Here is an 18,678-nt window from a genome sequence, read left to right on the forward strand (position 1 = left end):
CAGCCCAGCCAGCATCTTGAATCATATTCGCCCCAGATCCGGAATCCCTTCCGATTCAATAAATCCGTGAACCGCTCTAAACGACAGCCGGCCGCGACCAAACGTCGAGCGCCCATGAGCCGCCGAGCGCCTGCCCGCCACAGCCAGACCCGAGGTGTGTCCTGCCCTCTTCGCCGCCCGCAGCACCTGGTTGATGAAGCTCTTTTTTCTCGGCGCGCGGGTACTGCGGATGCGCCCAGGCCGAATACGCAGATCGCTGTCGCCCACGCTCACGGAAGGGCCTCCCGACGATCAAAAGTGCACATGGTGCCGAAAACGCCATTGATTCCACTGGTCAAAATGCAAGGCGCGGCACGCGCCCTGACCGACCGGCACGCCAGAACCCAAGCCATGCCAATGGCTTGCGGTTCGACCGGCGAGGCCCTTTTATCTCGCCGTCTTAATCGGTCGTGTCGTCTCTCTCTTCTCAGCCATTCTCGCTTCCTTTCTCGTCTGCGACAAGCCTCTCTGATCCACGCCATGACACGATGCGCCGCGATGCTCATGAGTCCTGATGCGCCGTGCAGTCTTGCGCGCTCAGCGACGGCACAAACTCGCTGCAGCAGGGCAGCGCGGACGCCGTCGCGGCGCATCTTTCCATCGGTGTGACGGAGCCACATCACAGGCAATCCGGCGCGATCGGTCGGCATCCGAAGATGCATCGTCGCAGGCAAGATAACGTGCGTTCCGTCGTATTTGTGCTGCACCAGTCCTCATCCGCTCACCGCGGAGCTCCGTGTTCAGGTCGCGGCGTTCGCCGCGGCGTTGCTGCCAGGTTGAAGGATCACGCGCCTCATGCGTAAGCCCCGAGCAATTTGCGCTGCTTGGCGGCTGCGTCATCGCGCATCTCCGCCGCCGAGGCGTCCGGATCACCGCAATAGAACGTACCGCCGGTCCACATCGCGTGCATGATCACAGCGAGCTTGCGCGCCACCGCCACCGTCGCCTTGCGGTGCGACGAGCGCTTGGCCAGCGCCAGCCCCCACGCCTTGACCTTGTCCTTTTTCTTGTAGCGGGTCAGCAACGCGCTCGCCGCCTCGTACAGCGCCCGCCGCACGTCGCCATCGCCCGCCTTGCTGATCCGGCCCTTGACGTCGATCGAGGAGCCGGACTGCCAGCGCCGCGAGGTCAGGCCAAAATACGCCGCCACGTCGCGCGAGCGCTTGAAGCGGGAGGGATCGTCGACCGCGGTCATGAAGCTCAGGGCCGCGATCGGGCCGACACCGGGAATCTGCATGAAGCGCCGGCACAGCTCATGGCCGGCGACCAGGCGAACCACCAGATCGTGCAGCCGGCAGTACTCCTTCCACAACGCGGCGCGCGCATTCAACATGGCATCGATCAGCTCGCTGACCAACGCATCGTGCGCCACCGCCTCGCGTACGGCTTGCGCAAAACCGCCGCGCCCGACCCGGTTCAGCCGGATGCCAAACACTTTCAGCGAATGCCGGATCGCGTTCTCCAGGTCCAGAAACTTGCGCTTCAGATTGCGCCGGTGCGTCAACAACAGCCGCAGCCGGTAGCAGGCCTCGCTCTTGATATGCGCCTTTCTGAACCAGCCGGTGCGCATGATGTGGGCAATCCCGAGCGCGTCCGCCCGGTCGGTCTTGTTGCGCTGCGCCTTCAGCGCCGCACGCACGTGCAAGGTTTCCAAGCACACCGCCGGCAGGCCGAGCTTCAACAGCTCCGGATGCAGCCAGGGCGACAGCGAGCCCGCCTCGTGACCGAGCCGCCGCAAGCGGCCAAGATACGGCGCAAGCGCCGCCTTGATCGTTTCCGGATCGGTCACCACTGCAACCTCCAGCGCCACCTGGCCCTTGTCATCCACCACGCACACGGCCGTCTCGTCCAGGCGGTTATGAACACGATGCCAATGATCAGGCGCGACATCAGCTGGCTCGATGCCGAGTGCCTCAACGGCATCAGTCATTTGCAGCACACGCTCAACCTTCGGCCAGCCCGACAGGCGCAGCAAAATCTCTCCGCGGGGTGTCACATAAGGGACGGTCGAGCAGCGCTGTCCCGATGCGACCGCGCGCAAGATATCGATCCGCGAAATGATCGTGCCAAAGTCGTTGGAGGTCCATCGGACGAAGGCAAAGATGCTGCCGGGCGCAAATGACAGGACACGCCGATGACGATCAAGATTCCGTTCCTTGACGATACGACCGAACCGAATCCGGTTGTCGATACGCTTGTCGAGCCACAGCACTTCCACTTCCGTGAGATCACTCATGCCGCGGCTCCCAGACGCTGGAGTTGGCAGCCGTGAGTTTGGGGCTCGGCGAAGAGCGGGTGCGGCTTGCAAAGCCGAACAGGACTGGTGGCCTTCGGCTGCGAGTCAGCTTCAACGAGGTTTTCGGCCCGGTCCGTTAGAAGAAATCCGAAGGATTTCTTGTTAGCCGGGGTACTGACTCGTGTCCCCTCGCCGGCCGCGCTGCGGCGAGAATGCCTCACAACGATTCGCGAACGGGACGCGCGGTGCGGTCCGGCGGTCGGCGGTGGAGGCGCATGATGGACTTCTATGCAGGGCTCGACGTGTCGCTGGAGGCGACCAACATTTGCGTGGTGGACGGCGACGGCAAGATCATCCGGGAGGTGAAACTCGACACCGATCCGGACGCGATCGAGCTGTTTTTGGCGGAATGGGGCATTCACCTCAAGCGCGTCGGGCTGGAGGCGTTCTCCTACTCGGCCTGGCTGTTCACGGCGCTCGCCGAAAAGGGCCTCCCTGTGACCTGCATTGAGACCCGGCATGCCAAGGCGGCACTGAACGCGATGCTGAACAAGACCGATCGCAACGACGCCAAGGGCATCGCGCAAATGATGCGAACCGGCTGGTTCCGTGCGGTCCATGTCAAATCGGAGGGCGCGCAGACGCTGCGGGCGCTGCCGGTCGGACGCAAGGCGCTGCTCGGTAAGGTGCTGGATATGGAGAACATGATCCGCGGCCTGTTGCGCCCGTTTGGCCTCAAAGTTAGAGCGGCTGGAAACCGCGGAGAAACAAGCTCTTAAGCTCGATTCCGGTCCCCGATAGCACGAGGATCGGGTCCCCGATAGCACGAGGGTTGCGGTCCTCGATAGCACGAGCTGATTCGCAGGTTGTCCTTCGAATTTGGAATGAGACCGCGCCGGCGCAAGCGTGCCGTTAAGGGATCAACCAGCTTTAGCGCGAAGTTCAGTCGCTCGCTGCCGTTCGAATCACGCGTGAGCACGAGCTGATAGCCGGGCGATGTCTGGCGCTGAACGATCTGAAGTACGTCGTAGGCAATATGCTTGAGCGGCGAGAGGATGCCGGACTTGGCATGGAGGCAGAAGATCAAAGCTCCAGCCGCCGTCCTGGCGTCCACCGTGCTTGTGTACGAGCCGGTAGAGCCACCGCTCGAGTCCGCCCGTTAGATCGAAATAGGCGCGATCGATCGTCAGCACGAGCGCTTCATCGATGACGCCAGCGTAGAACCAATCCGGCAGAATCAGCTCCAGCCCAAGTGGGCGGCCATTTGCATCGGCCGTCTCCTTCCACTCGTTGATCCAGGAGAAGCGATGCCGCCGCCGTTCTGCCGGCTGGCGGATCGACGTCAACACGGTCGTTGACTGAAGTCGTCGAGACCGGCTTTCAGCCGGTCATAGTTCCTCGCTGGTGCCACGGCCGACAAACGTTAGAATCTCATAAGGCGTTGCAGCCATCAGGCGCGACGTCTTCAAGCCAGCGTCGCGTGCTTCGACGATCTGGGATGCAGCCCAAATCAGAACGTCTGCATCCCAGATGGTTGCCATGCCGTGTTCCGGCACGGATTCGACACGAATTGAGATCGCACCTGCACGAAAGTCGATCGGCACGATCCGCTTGGTGTTTGCGAGTGAGAAGAACGGATATGCCATCAGATCCTGCGCGTCGCGGAGTGCAAGATCGCCGGGTTGCGCTCGAAAGAGCTCAAGCTGGTCGCGCTCGGAATGGTGTTTGCGCCGCATAGTCACTGCTTTCACGCGGCGATCAGCGACGTTCCTGGCCTGCATAGGGACGCAGGGCCGGATGCTTCTTGGCGGGCAGCACGGTCCCCTTGCCGGGATCCGATGTCGACGTCTTGGCGCCGCGGTCGGCACACGCTTTCAGGTCATCGACGGCGTAGACGACACGTCCGCCAATCTTCCGATATGTTGGTCCGGTGCCGTAGGTGCGGTGCTTCTCCAGCGTGCGACCGGAGAGGCCAAGGTAACGCGCGGCCTCAGGTGTACGCAGGAATCGCGGGGGTAGACCGGCCATCGGATCGGGTATTTGAGAACTCCAGGATGACAGCGCACCACGCACGGCGGCGCCAGCGCGTGAGCGGTCATCATGGAGAAGCAGGTTCTCCGAGGGGTATGCCGAATATTGAGGGGGCGATATTCGCCCCCCTGGACGGCGCTACTCGTCCCTGCGTTTGGGCCGCAGAAGTTTGCGATAGCCTCCGCGCACAAACTCGAGGCCGCATTGTACGAGACGGATGGTTCGGCTGCGCAGATCGTGCGTTTTCCAGGCGCGATCCGGTATGCGCTTTTGCCCGAACAGAGCCGCTGCGATACTGCGATAGGCCGCGCCGGCGTGGTACGCGGCGGCCGCGCGTAATCGTTCGCGCCGCTGTTTAAACAACCGATGAAAGGCGGGTCCTGGAACGCGTCCATTCATCGCGCGCCACAGCCGGGTAGCAGCGTGCGCGCGCGCCTCGAAGTCGCGGTCTAAGCGCAACTCGGCTACATAGTGAGCGCCTGCGTTCAAGGGCTGTTTCGACCAGATGCGATGCTCGACCGAGCCGACGCGCAGCACCGCGTGCCAGCCGTCGACGGCGCGGCACACCTGTCCGGCTGTAAAGTCGAGAAGTGGCTGAGACGCTGACTTGCTAGAATCAGCCGGGGCGGTTGCCACTGGAACGACGGATGCTAGAACCTCAGGCGTCCAAAAGATCGCCTGTTCTTTGGAGGACCTTTGCGGGTCATGGGCGAAAGCAGATGCCCCACCTCCTCCTGAATTCCTCGGTCACTTCGCCGTTTGGGCTGTTCGCAATCATCGTTTCGTAATCCCATTGGTAGTCAACGTTCATACGAAGGCCTTCCCAGGCGATGTGAGTGATCTCAGCGTTCCCCAGGCCCTTGGACGAATCCGGCGATCGCCAGTCGAATTCAGGCATTGCTTCCGTCCCATTGCACGCAGCTAACAAGGATTGCGGCGCAATAGTTATGAACGAGGCGGTTGTAGGAAGCCCCTAGTTTGGCACCACGTGGTGCATGAGAATGACCACCAGTCAGCGGGAGAAAATAGTTTTGGCTGCAGGTCTCTAGGCGACGATTTTCTTCTATTATGAGCCGGCGCCGCGCAAAAGACGCCCCTGCTCGGTCACCCATTTGGCGCGTGCAAGATGACTCTCATATGCCGTCCGCGCACGTTCCGGCTCTCGCTCCGGATCGACGTGTAAGACGATTCGAGCGACCTCCCGCCAGTCCGCCCCCTGACCCTCCGCCTGCAGAAGGCGAATGTACGTGACGACATGCTGTTCGTCATAGGCCGTCAGCGCCGGCTCGTTCGGCGCGACATCCGCGACGTCAGGATCAAGCGGTGGCGTCGACATCAGTGACTACAATATACGCGGGATCGAAAATCATATCGCCGGGCGTGAGCCTTCTCGGCTCGAACAGTTCCCTGTCGTAGCATATGGCATGCCACCTGCCCGGCCGAGCGTTCAAGAAGCCGCGTTTCCCACATTTCAGGCAATCGAAACCCTCCGTCCGTGACGCTCAGCATCCGAGCTCCGCGTATTATAACACGTAGCGCCAAAATACGCGATTGCCTCCTATCCTACGGATGGATATTCGCAAGGCCTTTGGAGCGAACGCGCGTCGATTTCGACTAGCCCTTGGCTTGAGCCAAGAGGCCGTGGCAGAACGCATGGGCGTCGATCGGGCCTTTGTAAGCAGCATGGAGCGAGGGCTGCAAAACGCGACATTGCTCACCGTCTGGCAGATCGCCCAAGCGTTGGAGGTTCGGCCTGCAGATCTACTTGAGGAGAAAGTGTCCAAGGTTCGATCTTGACCTTTCGCGAGCCGGGCCGGAGGCCCGGCGAGCGCCGGACGCGGATACGCGTCGCCGCCGCCGATCCGGCAAGCCGGATCGGCGGCGGCGCATCAGGCATTGAGCTAAGCCGCACGACCGTTCCCGATTGCGCGGCTCACAGTGTCAGATTGCACGCTCCATCAAGCGTTTTGCCTTGCTTTCCAGCTCAAGCCGCGTGTCCTGATGAGCCTTACCGCGAGCAAAAGCGGTGATGCCCTGCACGAAATCAAAGATGCTTTCCGGTTTGCGATCTTCTTCGCCCAAAACGGTTTCGATGATTTTCGCCGTCTCGGATTTGGAAAACCCGCCTTTGCGGAGGAAGGTCTCCCGGTCCTCGTCGGTCCGGGCAACGATCCGCTCCCGAGCCGCCCTGATCCCAGCCACGAATGGCGCGGGCGATGAATTTGCGAGGCTCGTCAGCGTAGGGGTCGCCTCATGCGCAAAAGGTTGTGCCGCGAATTTCGAATGCCGGATTGTGATTTGCTCGAAGTTCTCCACGCCCCACAGATTGCGGTTCATGCAGACGGCGCGAAGGTAGAAACTCGCAATACCAAGCGTCTTGCTACCCACTTCGCTGTTCCAGCAGTAAAATCCCCGAAAATACAAGTCCGGCGATCCATCCGCTAAGCGCCCCGCCTCGATTGGATTTGTGTCATCGACCAGAAACAGGAATACGTCGTGGTCGCTGGCGTAAAGCGTCGTCGTGTCCTTGGTCACGTCCACAAAGGGATTGTGGGTCATCGTGGACCAATCCAGCACGCCCGGCACCTTCCAACGCGTGTCTCCGGTGCCGTTGCCGGCGATCTTCATTACGGCGGCGACAAGCTCATGGTCCCAGATGCGACCATAGTCCGGGCCGGTGACGGCGCGAAGCTCAACCCGCCCGTTATCGGACTCCAAGGTCTTCACGAGCTCAGCGGTGCGAAAGCAAGCCATGTTGCAGGTTGATGCCTGACAGAGCCGCAGGAAATTGCCGCAGATAGGAGGTCGGCGCGCCGACCAGCGTGCGCAATTGGCCAAAGGTCCAATGGATTGGCGCAACCGGTTCGTCACGGCCAGGTACCCTTAAGTCCCGTCGCTCGGACTTGTTACTGTTGGCCGCTACCCGGATAGCCCGGCTTTCCACCGTCCGCGCCTGCGCGGGCTCGGCGCGGCCGCGCACGGCGTCATAGAGGTCAGGCAGGTTCAAATAACGTTCGTCATCCGGCCGCGAGAACCATTCCGACGATACACGGCCAATCCGCTGGCCGCGTGCTACATCGACGCGATAGCCGCCAGAAGCAGACTGCTGGCCTTGCGATAAATTCATCATGTTCATGGTCGTTCTCCTATGGGCTGAGGTTGAAGCGCAGCGCTGCGCTGCAACCCTGCCCGTCGGCGAGACCTGGGGTAGCAAGGGCAAGGGCGGCAGGACGCGGAGGGGGATCACCCGCCTGATAAGGGCGCTTGATAAGCGCGCGTCTGTACGCGCGCTGACGACTTTGGTCGTCGTGAACATCCCTGGCGCGGAAGACCGGGGATACGGTCCGGCCGGCACGCGCAGCGTGCTTCACCCTTGCCGGCGCGAGGGCGGAGCCCTTAGCGATTCATTTCCAAAAACAATGCTCTTCCTACTTCCGTGCAAAGCAGCAAAAAACGCAAAAAGCCCCGCCTCCGGAGAGGCGGGGCAGATGATCCGGATGGATCAATCGCCGTTGCGGCGGGACCAGATCAGGGTGAAACCCTCGTCGCCCTCGACTTTCACCAGCGACGCGTAGATCGGCGCCGGGAAGCTCGGATCATCGAGTTTGACCGAGAGGTATTCGCGATCGGTTTCGCGAGCGATCTTTTTCCAGGCGGCGCCGAACTCGATCACACCGGCGAAGATGCGGTAGTCGGGCGCCTTGTCGTTGTCCTTCTCGGATGCGGCAAACCTTGCCTTGATGTTCAGCGTCAGCGTCTTGATCGAGCCGATGTAGCCGTTGTCCGAAGCGGTGAAGGTGCCGATGGTAGCCATTGTGGTCTCCGTTTGTTGCTCGGGCCGCGCCTATCGCAGCCTCGATGGTGATCCTTGGCCCGGGGAGCGATCGGCCCGCAGCCTCCAGGCCCGCAGCGACAGCGGAGGACGGCGATAGCCTGCTTTTTTGTCTTCCGCGAGGAATGACGCCACTTCGCGGCAGGGGAAAAAAGCAGGCGCAGCCGTTGCGGGAAGGCGATCGAGGCGCTTGCCGACCCTCGGACCTGATCAGCCCATTCGAGGTTGCGTTGGACGCGCCCCATGAACGAACTGACGGAGATCACCATGGCGGGCCGAACCGACGCAGCACAAGGACATGCCTCAGTCGATCGAACAGCTGCTGGCGCCTGCGCAACAACGGCAAGAAAGACGCATCTTGGCAAACGCCAGCGCCGTCCGTCGCATTTCCGCGTGCCAGGTGCGGGAATGCAACTGAAGTGACCTTCGTCGATCAGCTTGCGATCGACGGCAGTTATCTCATGCGGTGTAATCCGCTTATCGCCACATTGCTCTTGCCATCGACGTACGACGGGCTTTCCAACTTCACAGCCAGCGACGGCAAGGCGCTATCGGCATCATCGAAGAGCGGCTCGATCGATCCTGCCGACGAGCCATTTAGTTTGACGTGGTGGCCATTGGTGATTGCGTCGAACCGCTTTGGCGACGCCCGCAGGATCATCCCATCTCAGGACAAGCGCGTGACCTTGCCATCCTTGTCTTTAGAGTCCGGACAGGCGCGAGGCCACCAGTGGTGGAAAGCAGTCTTGAGGGGGCTTGCCGTTAAGGCCGACGATGGTGGTCCTGCCGACCATGGCAGCTCCTAGTCTTTCAAGTTTCGCGCTTTTTCTGCGTGATGCATTAGAAAAGTCGCGAGCGTCACGATGACGCCATTTAGAGGACCGGGATCGACCGCGACGTCCTGGATGAAGGCAATCCATTGCTGGATCTTGGTCGGATCGCTCGCGAACGTCTCGCTGAGAGCGTCAGGCCGCTCAGAAGGAATCTGTGTCTTCCTACGGTCGAAAGTCGCGCATATCGCACGTGCGAAACGGCCGTCCTTGAACTCGTATGTACGGGAGAGCACCCAGATATCATAAAAGTCCTTCAATCGCGTATTGGCGAAGCCAAGATGGACCATCGCTTGGAATTTCTCAGCGATGACAGTCTCCGGCGAATAGGCTCGAAGTTTGGGGGCCGGTTGATCGAGCAACGGCAGAAGTTCGATTTCATTGAGGCCGGGCTCGGTCGCGTCGCCATAGCCGATATCGACGAGGATGCGCACGCGCGCGCCATCAATCGTCGCGTAGCATTTCAGGCGGAGCCCGCTATATCCTGAATCGTCGCGAACCGCGTCGACCTCAAGCGTTCCGGTATCGAACGTGACTCCATCGTCAGCGCAGATAGAACCAATTGCCTTGAAATAGCCAAGCGCGGTCTGCGGATCACTCTCGCCGAAACCAAGCAGGTCCAGGTCGCGCGTTGGCCGATGTGGATCATCGAGCCAGTGACGTAATAGCATTGCGCCTTTGAGAACGAACTTATCCTTGTACTTGCTGATGCTGAGCCGATAGAGCAGCCGCTCAAGCGCATATTGCGTAAGCAGGAGGTCAAATGGCTCGTTGCGCTCCTTCGAGAGATTCAGCAAGCGGGCGCGAACGGAAGCTCCGACATTCTACGGCGGTTTACGCATCAATGGTCAGCGTCTCAAGGCGCGGCTGAACGACTTTTTTCCATATGCCAGCCTCGACTGCATACTTTGCGATTTCGGAAGGTGTCGCCTTGCGTTGCCTAAGCGCGTCTTTCATCGCTTGCGTGGCTTGCGCAAGGCCTGCTGGCGCCTTGTGGAAAGCTCTCGGACGTTGGCCGCTCTTGAAGAGATCAACAATCGACTTGGCCGGCACGTAGATCGGTACCGAGACGCCTTCGATGATGTGACGCTCAATGCCCTTATCGAACTCCTTGGGGCCAAAACGCACGATCTCAATGCGGGGGCGCGAGATCTTGGGTCGCCAGTCGCGCGGGCCGATCGCCATCCACACATAGGGAGGGACATGGTCAGTTAGTTCATGAAAAGCGAGCGCGGAGCCGTAGCAGATGACGCCGTTGGGAATGAGCTTGGCGGCAACGGCGAGTGAGTGATTGGCGTCCAGCAGCGCATCAGGGAGTTGATAAAGCCCCCGACTGAGTTGATTGACCGCTGCCCTTTGCTCCATTCGGGAAATGGTTGCGGCCGTAATCCCTTCTTCGAGGAACTCTGAAAGCCGCATCATGCCCCTCTTCTGGAGAAGCGAGATCGCCCTATCCTCCTGACGCTGCGGTTCCTTTTTCATGGAACTCATATGATACAAAACCTTGCAAACGTCAAGTTTTTGGCAAGTAATTGGATCACACTTCAGATAAGGCGCTGAAATCAATAATATATCGGCTCCCGTCATGAATATCCGAATCGCTCGCTGAGGATTGCATGGTGCGCTTTCCAAGTAACTGGACCAGGCATCAAAATTTGAGATGGCGTTGCGCCGGTCTTGTGGCCCCCACGGCACAAACAACAATCACGTCACACCATTGGTGTCCCTGACCACGTAGCACTCGGAATTTGCATAAGTCATCGGCCGCTAGTAAGCGCCCCCTGGCTACTTCTATTCGCTCCAGAAGAGACTCAAAATATCCGAGGAGGCAGCGCTCACGCGCCACCGAACCTCCAGACGGGAATGCCGAGCCGCTTCGCCTTGTCCGCAAGGTTGTCCTGGATTCCCGTGCCCGGGAAGTGCATGACGCCGATCGGCAGAAGTTCGAGCATGGCATCGTTGCGCTTGAAGGGGGCTGCCTTGGCATGTTTGATCCAGTCAGGTTTGAAGGCGATCTGTGGCACCTTGCGGCTGGTCGCCCATTTGGAGGCGATCAGTTCGGCGCCTTTGGGCGAGCCGCCATGGAGCAGGACCATGTCGGGATGCTTGACGTGAACCTTGTCCAGGCGGTCCCAGATGAGGTGGTGGTCATTGAAGTCGAGCCCGCCGGTGAGTGCGATCTTCGGTCCTGACGGTAACAAGACCTCGGCCTCGGCGCGGCGCTTGGCTGCGATAAAGTCGCGAGAGTCGATCATCGCGGCAGTCAGCGTGTGGTGGTTCACTAGCGATCCTGATCGAGGGCGCCAGCACGATCCGGTGTGCATCTCGAAGCGTTCTATGGCCGTGTCGCGGAAGAGCTCCAGGCAGTTGCGGCGCTCGATGAGCGTGATGCCTTCGGCCGTCAGGCGTTCGAGTTCGACCGACCGTATTTCGGAACCGTTCTGCTCGCGCTGGCTCTTCTGCTGCGCCTGTTCGTTATCGTCGAGTTGGCGTTCGATACGGTCGACTCCGCGATGGAACAGGTTGACCGTCGACCAGAGTAGATCGCCTAGGTCCGGCTCGAGCCGCGTGTCGCTCAGTGTCGCAACCAGGGCGTCGAAGACATCGGCAACGGCGCCAACGATCATCTTGCCCTCGGGAAGCGGTCGTGGGTCAGGCTGGTCGTCGAAGGGGCGGTAGCCGAAGAGCTGCAGTTCGGTGAGGACGTGGTCAGTTGGAGAAGCGGCGCGCTGTGATTCCATGTCGTCGTGGTCGGTCATTGGAGGGATCCTTTGCCGGATCGGCCGCGCCCATCGCGGCCTTCGTGGCGATCACTCAAACGGCGGGCGGAGCGGGCTAGAACCTGCAAGGGCCGAAGCGACAGCGGAGGATGGCGGAGGCCGGCTATTTTGCTTCGCGATGCAAAGCGCGCCGGTTGATAGCCATTGCATCTGCTCATTGCGGGCGCGCGGCGGAAAATAGCCGGGGGTAGCCATTGCCGGCCCGGTCCGGTTGCCGACCGATCGCCCTCTAGAAGGCCGAGGTCGCGTCCCCTTCCGGCAATGGCCACCTTATGACCGATCTATCAACGTCGATCGAAGTACCGCCTATTCTAAGGCGACCGTCGACGCATGCAGGAAGCGGTCGACGTCCTCTGGTGCGAGTTGAGGCCGCAACGCTGCCCGGAGAGTCTCGAGACCGAAGATGTGCAGGTCTTCGTTGAAATCGCCCAGCCGGGGCGACAACGCGATTGCTTCAACGCCGGCGTATTCCGCTCGCTTGGTGAGAGCAGCCTGCGCGGCATCTCCGGCGGCATCGGCGTCGCGGGCGATATAGAGCCGACGCAGACTAGACGGCAGCAACATGGCTGAGAGGTGGTTGGCCGAGAGCGCCGCGGCCATGGGCAGAGTTGGCAGCACATAACGCAATGAAAGCACGGTCTCGATACCCTCGCCGGCAACGAGCACGTCGTCCACGACGCCGAAACGAACGGCGTTGCCGAGCAGCTCGCCCATGGCCCGTCGTGGTGTGTCGATCGGAGCCTTGCCGAGACGAATACGATCAAAGCCGTCTGGATCGAGCCAGGTTCGGTGCGCTCCGGTGATCCGCCCCTCAAGGTCCGTAACGCGAGCAATGATCGCCGGCCACGTCTCGATCGCCGAATGCTCGTCCGGCCGATAGTAGCAACGAGGGTGGAAGCGCAGGCTGCCACTATGGTGGACAAGGGTTATTCCTCGACACTGCAAATACGTTTCGACCACCGTATCCTCGATCGGGCTAGATATCGCAAAAAGCCGGCGGGCGGCTTGGCGCGATCCAGCGGGCGCCATCGAAGGAACGGGCTTGGGAGCCGTTTGTTGCTCGATACGCGGCAGCTTCAGGAAGCGCCTCGCCTCCTCGGCTGCCTCGCGGAAGTCGCGCAAGGCGAGGCTTTCGCGGATGATGTCGAGGAGGTCGCCATGTTCACCGGTCGCAGCATCGGTCCATTTGCCTGCGGGTCCCTTCGACGATTCCTGGAGCCGTACGAACATCGAGCGGCCCGGGTTGTTGTGAACATCGCCGACCACCCAGTACCGCCCCGCCCGCTTGCCGTGGGAGAGATAGTGTCGACATACCGCCTCCGCCTCGCGCGCGAGACGGCGTGCCAATTCGGAAGCCCTGCGAGACATCACGCGGCCTCCCGCTCACTGACGCGCGCGACCGGATAGATGTCGAGCACCCTTGTTGATATCCTGACGCAGCTTGCATCCGTGGCCACGAACATCAGCAGCTTCCAGGATATGATCTCTCCAAAGAGGCCGTTAGCGCGGAGGCGATCGCGCATCGCGTCGACGAATTCCGATAGCTCGATGCGGTATGCGCCCATCATCCGGATGCGGCGAAGATGGAGCCCCTTGGCGTAGACGGCGCCGTCGATCGCGGCAGAAAACACGACCCGTCCCCGCTCTTGGAGGCGAACAAAGGCCTCGTGCCACGCCGGGTTATCCGGAACAAAACGCACGCCAGCGATGGCGACAAGGCGCCCACCGTCGCAAAGACGCGCGAGTGAGGGGGCAATGTGCCGAAGAGCGGCATCCGCCGTCCGTCGATCGACATTAGCCACCGCGGAGAACGGCAGGTTCATCAGAACGACGCTTGGCGCGACGTTTGCGTCGAGATGATGATCGACCACCGCCTCGCAGATGTCATAGGCGGTCTTCCGGCTCCATGCGCCGGCCGCGTCCGAGGCGCCGAAAGCCGCTTCCACAGCGCGGCGCAGGACGGCGGCATCGATGCGACAGCCGCGTTCGAGATCAGTCAAGATCTGTCGGGCGGCCTTGAGGGCGGCAGAGGTGAGGGTGGGAGCGGCACGCATTGAGAGCGGTGCGGCGACAGCGCCGCCTGCGAGAGATTCAGTCATGACGGGATTTCTCGGGAGAGCAGGAACGGGTCGAACCGCCCAGCGCTCTCCTTAAGACCAGGGCGATTCAAAACTCTCCCGGCCCAACTCTCTCTCTCAGCGCTCGCCCATAAACATGGAGACCGGCGCTACACACTGGCCCCCAAGCAACTGCGAGACGGCAGGAGCCATCCGTCGCTCTGTCACTCAGCCGCGTCGAGCTGTTGCGGGCCATAGTCGCCGGCGTTCTCCCGATCCTCATCGTCGGCGCGGAATTCGGGCAGCGGGCCCGCTTCGCCCTTCTGCTCCACCGGCGCCGCGTTGCGATCGACGAGACGCAGCGGCCCCGGCAATCAGCCTGCGCTATCGAGAAGACGCTCGGCCTCCTTGGCCATGTAGGCCTTTTTCAAGCGGTCGGTCAGTTGCGCGGAAGATTCGCCTCTTGCTTCCCGCACAAGGACTCGCGAGCCTCTCCTGCAGCCCATAGCCCATCCGGCAATACCTGCACGACACTCTTACACTCAACTTATAAGCGAGAGCGTCCGGAAAATGCGACGCGCCTGCCCTCCGCCCGATTCTTCGTGAGAGTTGGCCTTGAGAGGCCTCAGGCCGCGGCCAGATCAGGTGTGCGCCATCGGCGCATCACCTTGAAACAATGCACCCGGAGAGCGTGAGCATAGCGCCCCGAAGGGGCACGCGGGTCCGAGTGCGACGATGAGACCGGTTAAAAGGGCACCCGGGAACGGGGCAGTGATAGCGATCGCCGCAGGCGGGCCCCTTTTCCGAGTGCCCCCGGCGAAGAGCTCCGCGAGTCCTTGCGCGAGGGATCAACGCCGGATGGCCGAGACGCAAAGCGGCTCGGTTCACGAGAGCCCGCTGCGGCGAACGCCGCACGCGCTCAAACGGAAGAGGCGGAACTGAATTTTCCTCGCAACCGCGACAGATCACAGGCTAGCTCACCTACGCAGCGACGCGGTCTGCCGTCGGATTCGGATGTGCTTGCCATTCCGACAATTGGAGCTCCTAACCCGGCTTTCCGGGCGAGTTTAACGACAGATTGTCGGAATAAGGCCTCATTGCTAAAGGGAGTCAGGTGCCTCTCGACCAGTGGGCACACACCACCCCGCCGAAGAGAAATCAGAGCAGATGACCACCTGTTGAGCTGTCTTGCGGTCGATTTCGATCATACTTTCCCCAGCAGCTCTCAAGCTAAGTGTCCGCTTTCGCCGCTTGGTTCCGAGCGCTTCACCGGTCCGATCTAGCCGCTCGTACATTCCAACCCAATTTCGCTCCAGGCCAGCCGATTGCCGCACCAGCTATCGTCGTCCCTTGTTTCTCAGTCAATTTTCGGGTTCGGATTCGAGCAGTTTGTTGGCTAGAGCTAGTCGAGCCTGGCGTGGCGCACACCGAGACAGATAATTGCGCATCATTACGCATGCACCAGCGAGCGACGATTGCGAAGAATCATGAACGCTTAGACGGTAGCGATTTATATGATCGGATGGAGACTAATGGCGTCCCGCCTTGCACTTCCTGCTCGTTACCCACCAGTCGGCACATGGCCCGCAGTTATGCGGGCGGATATGGTCGCAGCCTATTTAGATTACCGCGACACAGCCGAACTTGCACGCGCAGTCGCCCGTGGGGAAGCGCCTCGCCCGAGCTGTTATCATGGAACTGGTCGCTCACGACAGCCAGTTTGGTCGAGAGCGGCCATTGATCACTTTGCCTCACCGCACGGGACCACGATCACGGATAATTCAGACGGACAAGACTTGGCCTCGCTCGTATGAAGATGCCTCACACCACATCGATACTTCCCCGTTACTGTCGGCGAAAGGCATTGAAACGTGGCGGCTGGGCGTACTTTTTCGAGCCGCCCACCTGGGCGCGAAACCAAGGCTGCACCATCGCATCCGAAGCCCTCGGCGAGGATCTTGCGGTGGCTCAAGACCGAGTCAAGAATGTCCTGTTACCCGCTTTTGACAGCTGGCGTTCCGGGGGCCTAACCGACATGTCTCCGGCTTCGCCTGTATCTGGCACTTTCGATTGGCTCGTATGGATTTTCAAAACGCACCAGAAGTGGAAAGAAGTCGATCACAAAACGCAACGACTCTACGATCAAGGATTGGCACTCTTTGCTAACCACGAGCTGAAGGATGGCAGTCGGGCGGGCTCGAAACAGATTTCAACCTTCACCAGAGGATTTGTCGACGCCGTCTATGCGAAGTTGCTGGTCGTAGAACGCAAGGAAGCGGACGGCAACACTGTCAAGCGCGAACGTCGGCGCTTCGCAAATGCGGCCATGACGGCTTGCAGGCGCGCTTGGTTTGTTGGGCAGCGCGCCCACGAGGCAAAGGTCCCCGAAATGAACCCATTCTCCCGAATGGGTCTAAAGTCTCGAGCCCCTGGCCAACCAGCGCGGGAAACGCCCACTGCTAACTGGGACGAGCTTGTCGCGTTTAGGCGCGCAGCCAAGAAGCTCGGCTTTCACTCGATCGGGACAGCCGCGCTGCTCAGCTGGGAGTGGCTACAGCGCGAAGAACATGTGTTCGGAGCCTTCGAAATAGCGCACTATCGCCCGGAGGGACGACCAGATAGTGTGAGAATTGTACATCCAAAGAATGGCGAAGAAGCATGGTGGCCTCTCTTCGACGAAAGTGGAGTGCCGCTTTTCCCCGAATTAATGACAGAACTCGACGCTATCAAAGAAAGGGGGACTTCCGGATTGGCTTTCCGGCGCGATCATCCCCATCGAAGATCGAACATTCAGCTCCCATGGATTACCCAACGCAAAGATCTTCGTTATCTCCGCTTCGTGGTCAAGAAGATCATCTCCGCAGCGGGGCTTCGCGACGAGCTTTCCTTCACATCATTTCGTCACGGCGGCTTTACCGAAGGCGCCGACAGCGACCTCACGGACGCTGAGTTGCGCACCGCCGGCCGCCATCGCTCAAAGTATCAATTGCCAACTTATGCCAAGCGCACCAGGAAACAGCTGATTACGGCCTCTAAAAAGCGTCGCTCGCAGCGCTCTGGAACAACTCTCTTGGACGATCCGCTCGTGGCCAGAACGAGGTAAGGGGTAGCCTTCTGCCACATTAGCACTACTTTGGCAGAATGTGTTTTCGCCGCTGTTTTTCAAGGATTTGCTTTCGGCAATATGGGCACTGCTGGGGCGGCGGCCGAAGGATGAGATCGACGATGGCGTGACGTACGGCGGGCATGGTTGGTTGAGGCGGAGGCCCGTTGATTCTTTTTTTTCCGCCCCGCGTTTGCGAGGCGACGATGTTGCAGGAAGGCGTAGGCAATCATGGTCATAAGGGCGTGGCGATGAAGACCTTGCCATGATCGCCCTTCGAAGTGATCAAGTCCAAGTTCCTCCTTCAACTGTTGATGCGCCTGCTCACAAATCCACCGTGCCTTGATGGTGGCGGCCAGCGTGCGCAGATCCGTCATCGCCGGAAGATTGGCGAGATAGTATTTCTTCTCTCCCGAGGCGCGTTGCTCGCCAATGAGCCAGGCTTCGTCGCCTGGGAGATGCTGCTGACCTTTATCCCATATCCGCTGCGGAGGGCCGTCGGCGGTCCGGACACGGAGAGCAGCAAATCGGGCTTTGAGCCGACCTTTCGTCCCGCTACGCCAACTCACGGTTTTCCATTTGGCGCTGGCCAGCATTTGTTCTGCCGCAATCGATAAGATATCGGGCACGTGGTGCTTTCGTGGTTTGCCACGGACTTTGGTGATCGGCCAGATGAGCTTCACGTCGATCGGATACACCTTCTGGTGCCGAGGGATACCGACAGCCCAAGTCAGCCCGCGCTCTGTTAGCCCTTGTCGAAACGGTGCGCTGAGGCCGTATCCTGCATCCGCCAGCACACATCCAAAGCGCACGTTGGCTGCCATCGCGCGGTCAATCTCGGCCAAAGCAATTTCCGGCTTGGACCGTGGCGTTCGGTGTTCGACTGGCACGCGAGCGCGCTTCAAACGAGACATGTCGCTTGTCCAACTGTCAGGCAAAAAGAGACGTAACGCGACCATCACTGGCACTTCGCCGCGCGCAAGCGTTAAAGACACCAGCGTTTGGCAATTTGCCGTTTTACCGAGAGCCGACGCGTATTGAGCCGCAACACCGACCGAGCGCTCACCCTTCTTCGGCAGTGAGGTGTCATCAATAACCAGCACCGCATCGCTGCCGCCGACAAGTCGGTCCGCCTGGTTGAGCAGCTCTGTCTCCAGCGGCGTCGCGTCCCAGACACCGTCCGCAATGAAATGGTGCAACTGGTCGTAGTTGCTCGTGGCAAGGCGTTCCGCCATCGGCTGAACGCTCTTGCGATCGCCAGGACCGATCAATCCCGCAACATATAGAGGACACATCCGCTGTCGGGTCTTATGACCAAGCCGGTCCAAGAACGGCATCAGCCAGCGTTCGAGTTCGTCTTCCCATCCCGGCATGGTCAGCCCTCCAAGAGCCGACCACCCATGAATCATTGAAAAATTGATTCGGGAATCCTATAAATCGCGGTGAAATCAACAATCTGCCAAAGTAGTGCTAGAGCATTTTTCGACCTTGCAGAATCAGGAGGGACACCTTTGCGAGGCAAATTATGATTCACCCTTGGGGCTGGCGATAAAAGCCAGTCCCCCTGGTTGGGCTGCCCTCGTCGAATCTCAACTTTTGCAGCGTTCGGACTTTGGAAGAGGAGGAAGGCGTGAGCTGTCGGGGCGCCGTCGGCTGGTTCGCCGTAGCGTTATCGACAGCGATCGAAGTGGTTAGCGTGGCGGAGCGCCGGCGGCTGTGAGTCGTCAGCACAGGGCTGAGACCAACATTCAGCTCGGATTGTGAATCATG

General features: G+C 60.4%; 17 protein-coding genes and 4 pseudogenes. 5 read left to right on the top strand and 16 right to left on the bottom strand.

Annotated features, from left to right (window positions below; translation table 11 throughout):
* Window positions 1-832: 832 nt before the first annotated feature.
* Together XI06_RS15780 and XI06_RS43815 are read right to left on the bottom strand one after the other, a co-directional pair.
* A complete protein-coding gene (locus XI06_RS15780; protein WP_442869452.1) occupies window positions 833-1,891 on the bottom strand; it encodes an IS110 family transposase in 1,059 nt (352 codons plus the stop codon).
* Between the two features lie 6 nt (window positions 1,892-1,897).
* Window positions 1,898-2,275 (bottom strand): annotated as a pseudogene (locus XI06_RS43815) (DUF2840 domain-containing protein); the annotation flags it as partial.
* A 275-nt stretch (window positions 2,276-2,550) separates the two neighbouring features.
* Here XI06_RS43815 and XI06_RS15785 point away from each other — a divergent pair.
* Window positions 2,551-3,054 (top strand): IS110 family transposase, encoded by a 504-nt coding sequence (locus tag XI06_RS15785; protein WP_237874346.1) that lies wholly within the window; start codon window positions 2,551-2,553, stop codon window positions 3,052-3,054.
* A 186-nt stretch (window positions 3,055-3,240) separates the two neighbouring features.
* Here the strand turns inward: XI06_RS15785 and XI06_RS15790 are convergent.
* From XI06_RS15790 to XI06_RS15810, 5 genes and pseudogenes are all read right to left on the bottom strand, one after another.
* Window positions 3,241-4,056: pseudogene (locus tag XI06_RS15790) on the bottom strand (replication initiator protein A).
* Window positions 4,034-4,315: a helix-turn-helix transcriptional regulator gene (locus tag XI06_RS15795; protein WP_237874350.1), complete on the bottom strand. Its 282-nt coding sequence runs from the start codon at window positions 4,313-4,315 to the stop codon at window positions 4,034-4,036. Before XI06_RS15795 ends, XI06_RS15790 begins: the two are co-directional and overlap by 23 nt.
* Before the next feature lie 129 nt (window positions 4,316-4,444).
* Entirely contained in the window at window positions 4,445-4,843 is a 399-nt protein-coding gene (locus XI06_RS15800) for a DUF2285 domain-containing protein (protein WP_333909337.1), read from the bottom strand.
* A gap of 166 nt (window positions 4,844-5,009) precedes the next feature.
* Window positions 5,010-5,204 carry a transcriptional regulator domain-containing protein gene (locus XI06_RS15805; protein ID WP_237874343.1) on the bottom strand — a complete coding sequence of 65 codons (195 nt, stop codon included), beginning with the start codon at window positions 5,202-5,204 and terminating at the stop codon, window positions 5,010-5,012.
* Window positions 5,205-5,372: 168 nt separating this feature from the next.
* Window positions 5,373-5,642: a DUF2285 domain-containing protein gene (locus XI06_RS15810; protein WP_237874342.1), complete on the bottom strand. Its 270-nt coding sequence runs from the start codon at window positions 5,640-5,642 to the stop codon at window positions 5,373-5,375.
* 233 nt (window positions 5,643-5,875) lie between these two features.
* Between XI06_RS15810 and XI06_RS15815 the strand changes: the two genes are divergently transcribed.
* On the top strand, window positions 5,876-6,103 hold the full coding sequence (locus tag XI06_RS15815) for a helix-turn-helix domain-containing protein (RefSeq protein ID WP_237874341.1): 228 nt from the start codon (window positions 5,876-5,878) through the stop codon (window positions 6,101-6,103).
* 144 nt (window positions 6,104-6,247) lie between these two features.
* On the opposite strand, the pseudogene XI06_RS15820 reads toward XI06_RS15815, so the two are convergent.
* Both XI06_RS15820 and XI06_RS15825 read right to left on the bottom strand, forming a co-directional pair.
* Window positions 6,248-7,442: pseudogene (locus XI06_RS15820) on the bottom strand (DUF932 domain-containing protein).
* Window positions 7,443-7,808: 366 nt separating this feature from the next.
* Entirely contained in the window at window positions 7,809-8,120 is a 312-nt protein-coding gene (locus XI06_RS15825; RefSeq protein WP_237874340.1) for a DUF736 domain-containing protein, read from the bottom strand.
* 261 nt (window positions 8,121-8,381) lie between these two features.
* Between XI06_RS15825 and XI06_RS15830 the strand changes: the two genes are divergently transcribed.
* Window positions 8,382-8,561, top strand: a complete 180-nt coding sequence (locus XI06_RS15830) for a hypothetical protein (protein WP_237874339.1) — start codon at window positions 8,382-8,384, stop codon at window positions 8,559-8,561.
* Entirely contained in the window at window positions 8,558-8,944 is a 387-nt protein-coding gene (locus XI06_RS15835) for a hypothetical protein (protein ID WP_237874338.1), read from the top strand. The genes XI06_RS15830 and XI06_RS15835 overlap by 4 nt, the downstream gene beginning before the upstream one ends.
* On the opposite strand, the gene XI06_RS15840 is transcribed toward XI06_RS15835, so the two are convergent.
* The 6 genes and pseudogenes from XI06_RS15840 to XI06_RS43820 form a co-directional block, all read right to left on the bottom strand.
* Entirely contained in the window at window positions 8,941-9,765 is an 825-nt protein-coding gene (locus tag XI06_RS15840; RefSeq protein WP_237874337.1) for a nucleotidyl transferase AbiEii/AbiGii toxin family protein, read from the bottom strand. The two genes, XI06_RS15835 and XI06_RS15840, sit on opposite strands and share 4 nt — an antisense overlap.
* A gap of 37 nt (window positions 9,766-9,802) precedes the next feature.
* Entirely contained in the window at window positions 9,803-10,450 is a 648-nt protein-coding gene (locus XI06_RS15845) for a type IV toxin-antitoxin system AbiEi family antitoxin domain-containing protein (protein WP_237874335.1), read from the bottom strand.
* A gap of 353 nt (window positions 10,451-10,803) precedes the next feature.
* Window positions 10,804-11,727, bottom strand: coding sequence for a DUF2493 domain-containing protein (locus tag XI06_RS15850; RefSeq protein ID WP_237874333.1), 924 nt, complete (start codon window positions 11,725-11,727; stop codon window positions 10,804-10,806).
* 327 nt (window positions 11,728-12,054) lie between these two features.
* The gene (locus XI06_RS15855; protein WP_237874331.1) at window positions 12,055-13,116 is read right to left on the bottom strand and encodes a DUF7146 domain-containing protein; all 1,062 of its coding nucleotides are present in this window, start codon (window positions 13,114-13,116) and stop codon (window positions 12,055-12,057) included.
* 224 nt (window positions 13,117-13,340) lie between these two features.
* Window positions 13,341-13,847, bottom strand: a pseudogene (locus tag XI06_RS15860) (hypothetical protein); the annotation flags it as partial.
* 182 nt (window positions 13,848-14,029) lie between these two features.
* Window positions 14,030-14,179: a hypothetical protein gene (locus XI06_RS43820; RefSeq protein WP_377808554.1), complete on the bottom strand. Its 150-nt coding sequence runs from the start codon at window positions 14,177-14,179 to the stop codon at window positions 14,030-14,032.
* 1,436 nt (window positions 14,180-15,615) lie between these two features.
* Between XI06_RS43820 and XI06_RS15870 the strand changes: the two genes are divergently transcribed.
* Window positions 15,616-16,908, top strand: coding sequence for a hypothetical protein (locus XI06_RS15870; RefSeq protein WP_237874443.1), 1,293 nt, complete (start codon window positions 15,616-15,618; stop codon window positions 16,906-16,908).
* A gap of 59 nt (window positions 16,909-16,967) precedes the next feature.
* On the opposite strand, the gene XI06_RS15875 is transcribed toward XI06_RS15870, so the two are convergent.
* The gene (locus XI06_RS15875) at window positions 16,968-18,317 is read right to left on the bottom strand and encodes an IS701 family transposase (protein ID WP_271605828.1); all 1,350 of its coding nucleotides are present in this window, start codon (window positions 18,315-18,317) and stop codon (window positions 16,968-16,970) included.
* Window positions 18,318-18,678 lie beyond the last annotated feature (361 nt).

The organism is Bradyrhizobium sp. CCBAU 11434, assembly GCF_028128895.1.
Taxonomy (GTDB): Bacteria; Pseudomonadota; Alphaproteobacteria; order Rhizobiales; family Xanthobacteraceae; genus Bradyrhizobium; species Bradyrhizobium zhengyangense.

Coding starts and splice junctions, on each gene's coding strand:
- XI06_RS15785 (WP_237874346.1), top strand. CDS start 2,551: ATGATGGACTTCTATGCAGGGCTCGACGTGTCGCTGGAGGCGACCAAC.
- XI06_RS15805 (WP_237874343.1), bottom strand. CDS start 5,204: ATGCCTGAATTCGACTGGCGATCGCCGGATTCGTCCAAGGGCCTGGGG.
- XI06_RS15810 (WP_237874342.1), bottom strand. CDS start 5,642: ATGTCGACGCCACCGCTTGATCCTGACGTCGCGGATGTCGCGCCGAAC.
- XI06_RS15815 (WP_237874341.1), top strand. CDS start 5,876: ATGGATATTCGCAAGGCCTTTGGAGCGAACGCGCGTCGATTTCGACTA.
- XI06_RS15825 (WP_237874340.1), bottom strand. CDS start 8,120: ATGGCTACCATCGGCACCTTCACCGCTTCGGACAACGGCTACATCGGC.
- XI06_RS15830 (WP_237874339.1), top strand. CDS start 8,382: ATGAACGAACTGACGGAGATCACCATGGCGGGCCGAACCGACGCAGCA.
- XI06_RS15845 (WP_237874335.1), bottom strand. CDS start 10,450: ATGAAAAAGGAACCGCAGCGTCAGGAGGATAGGGCGATCTCGCTTCTC.
- XI06_RS15850 (WP_237874333.1), bottom strand. CDS start 11,727: ATGACCGACCACGACGACATGGAATCACAGCGCGCCGCTTCTCCAACT.
- XI06_RS15855 (WP_237874331.1), bottom strand. CDS start 13,116: ATGTCTCGCAGGGCTTCCGAATTGGCACGCCGTCTCGCGCGCGAGGCG.
- XI06_RS15870 (WP_237874443.1), top strand. CDS start 15,616: ATGAAGATGCCTCACACCACATCGATACTTCCCCGTTACTGTCGGCGA.
- XI06_RS15875 (WP_271605828.1), bottom strand. CDS start 18,317: ATGATTCATGGGTGGTCGGCTCTTGGAGGGCTGACCATGCCGGGATGG.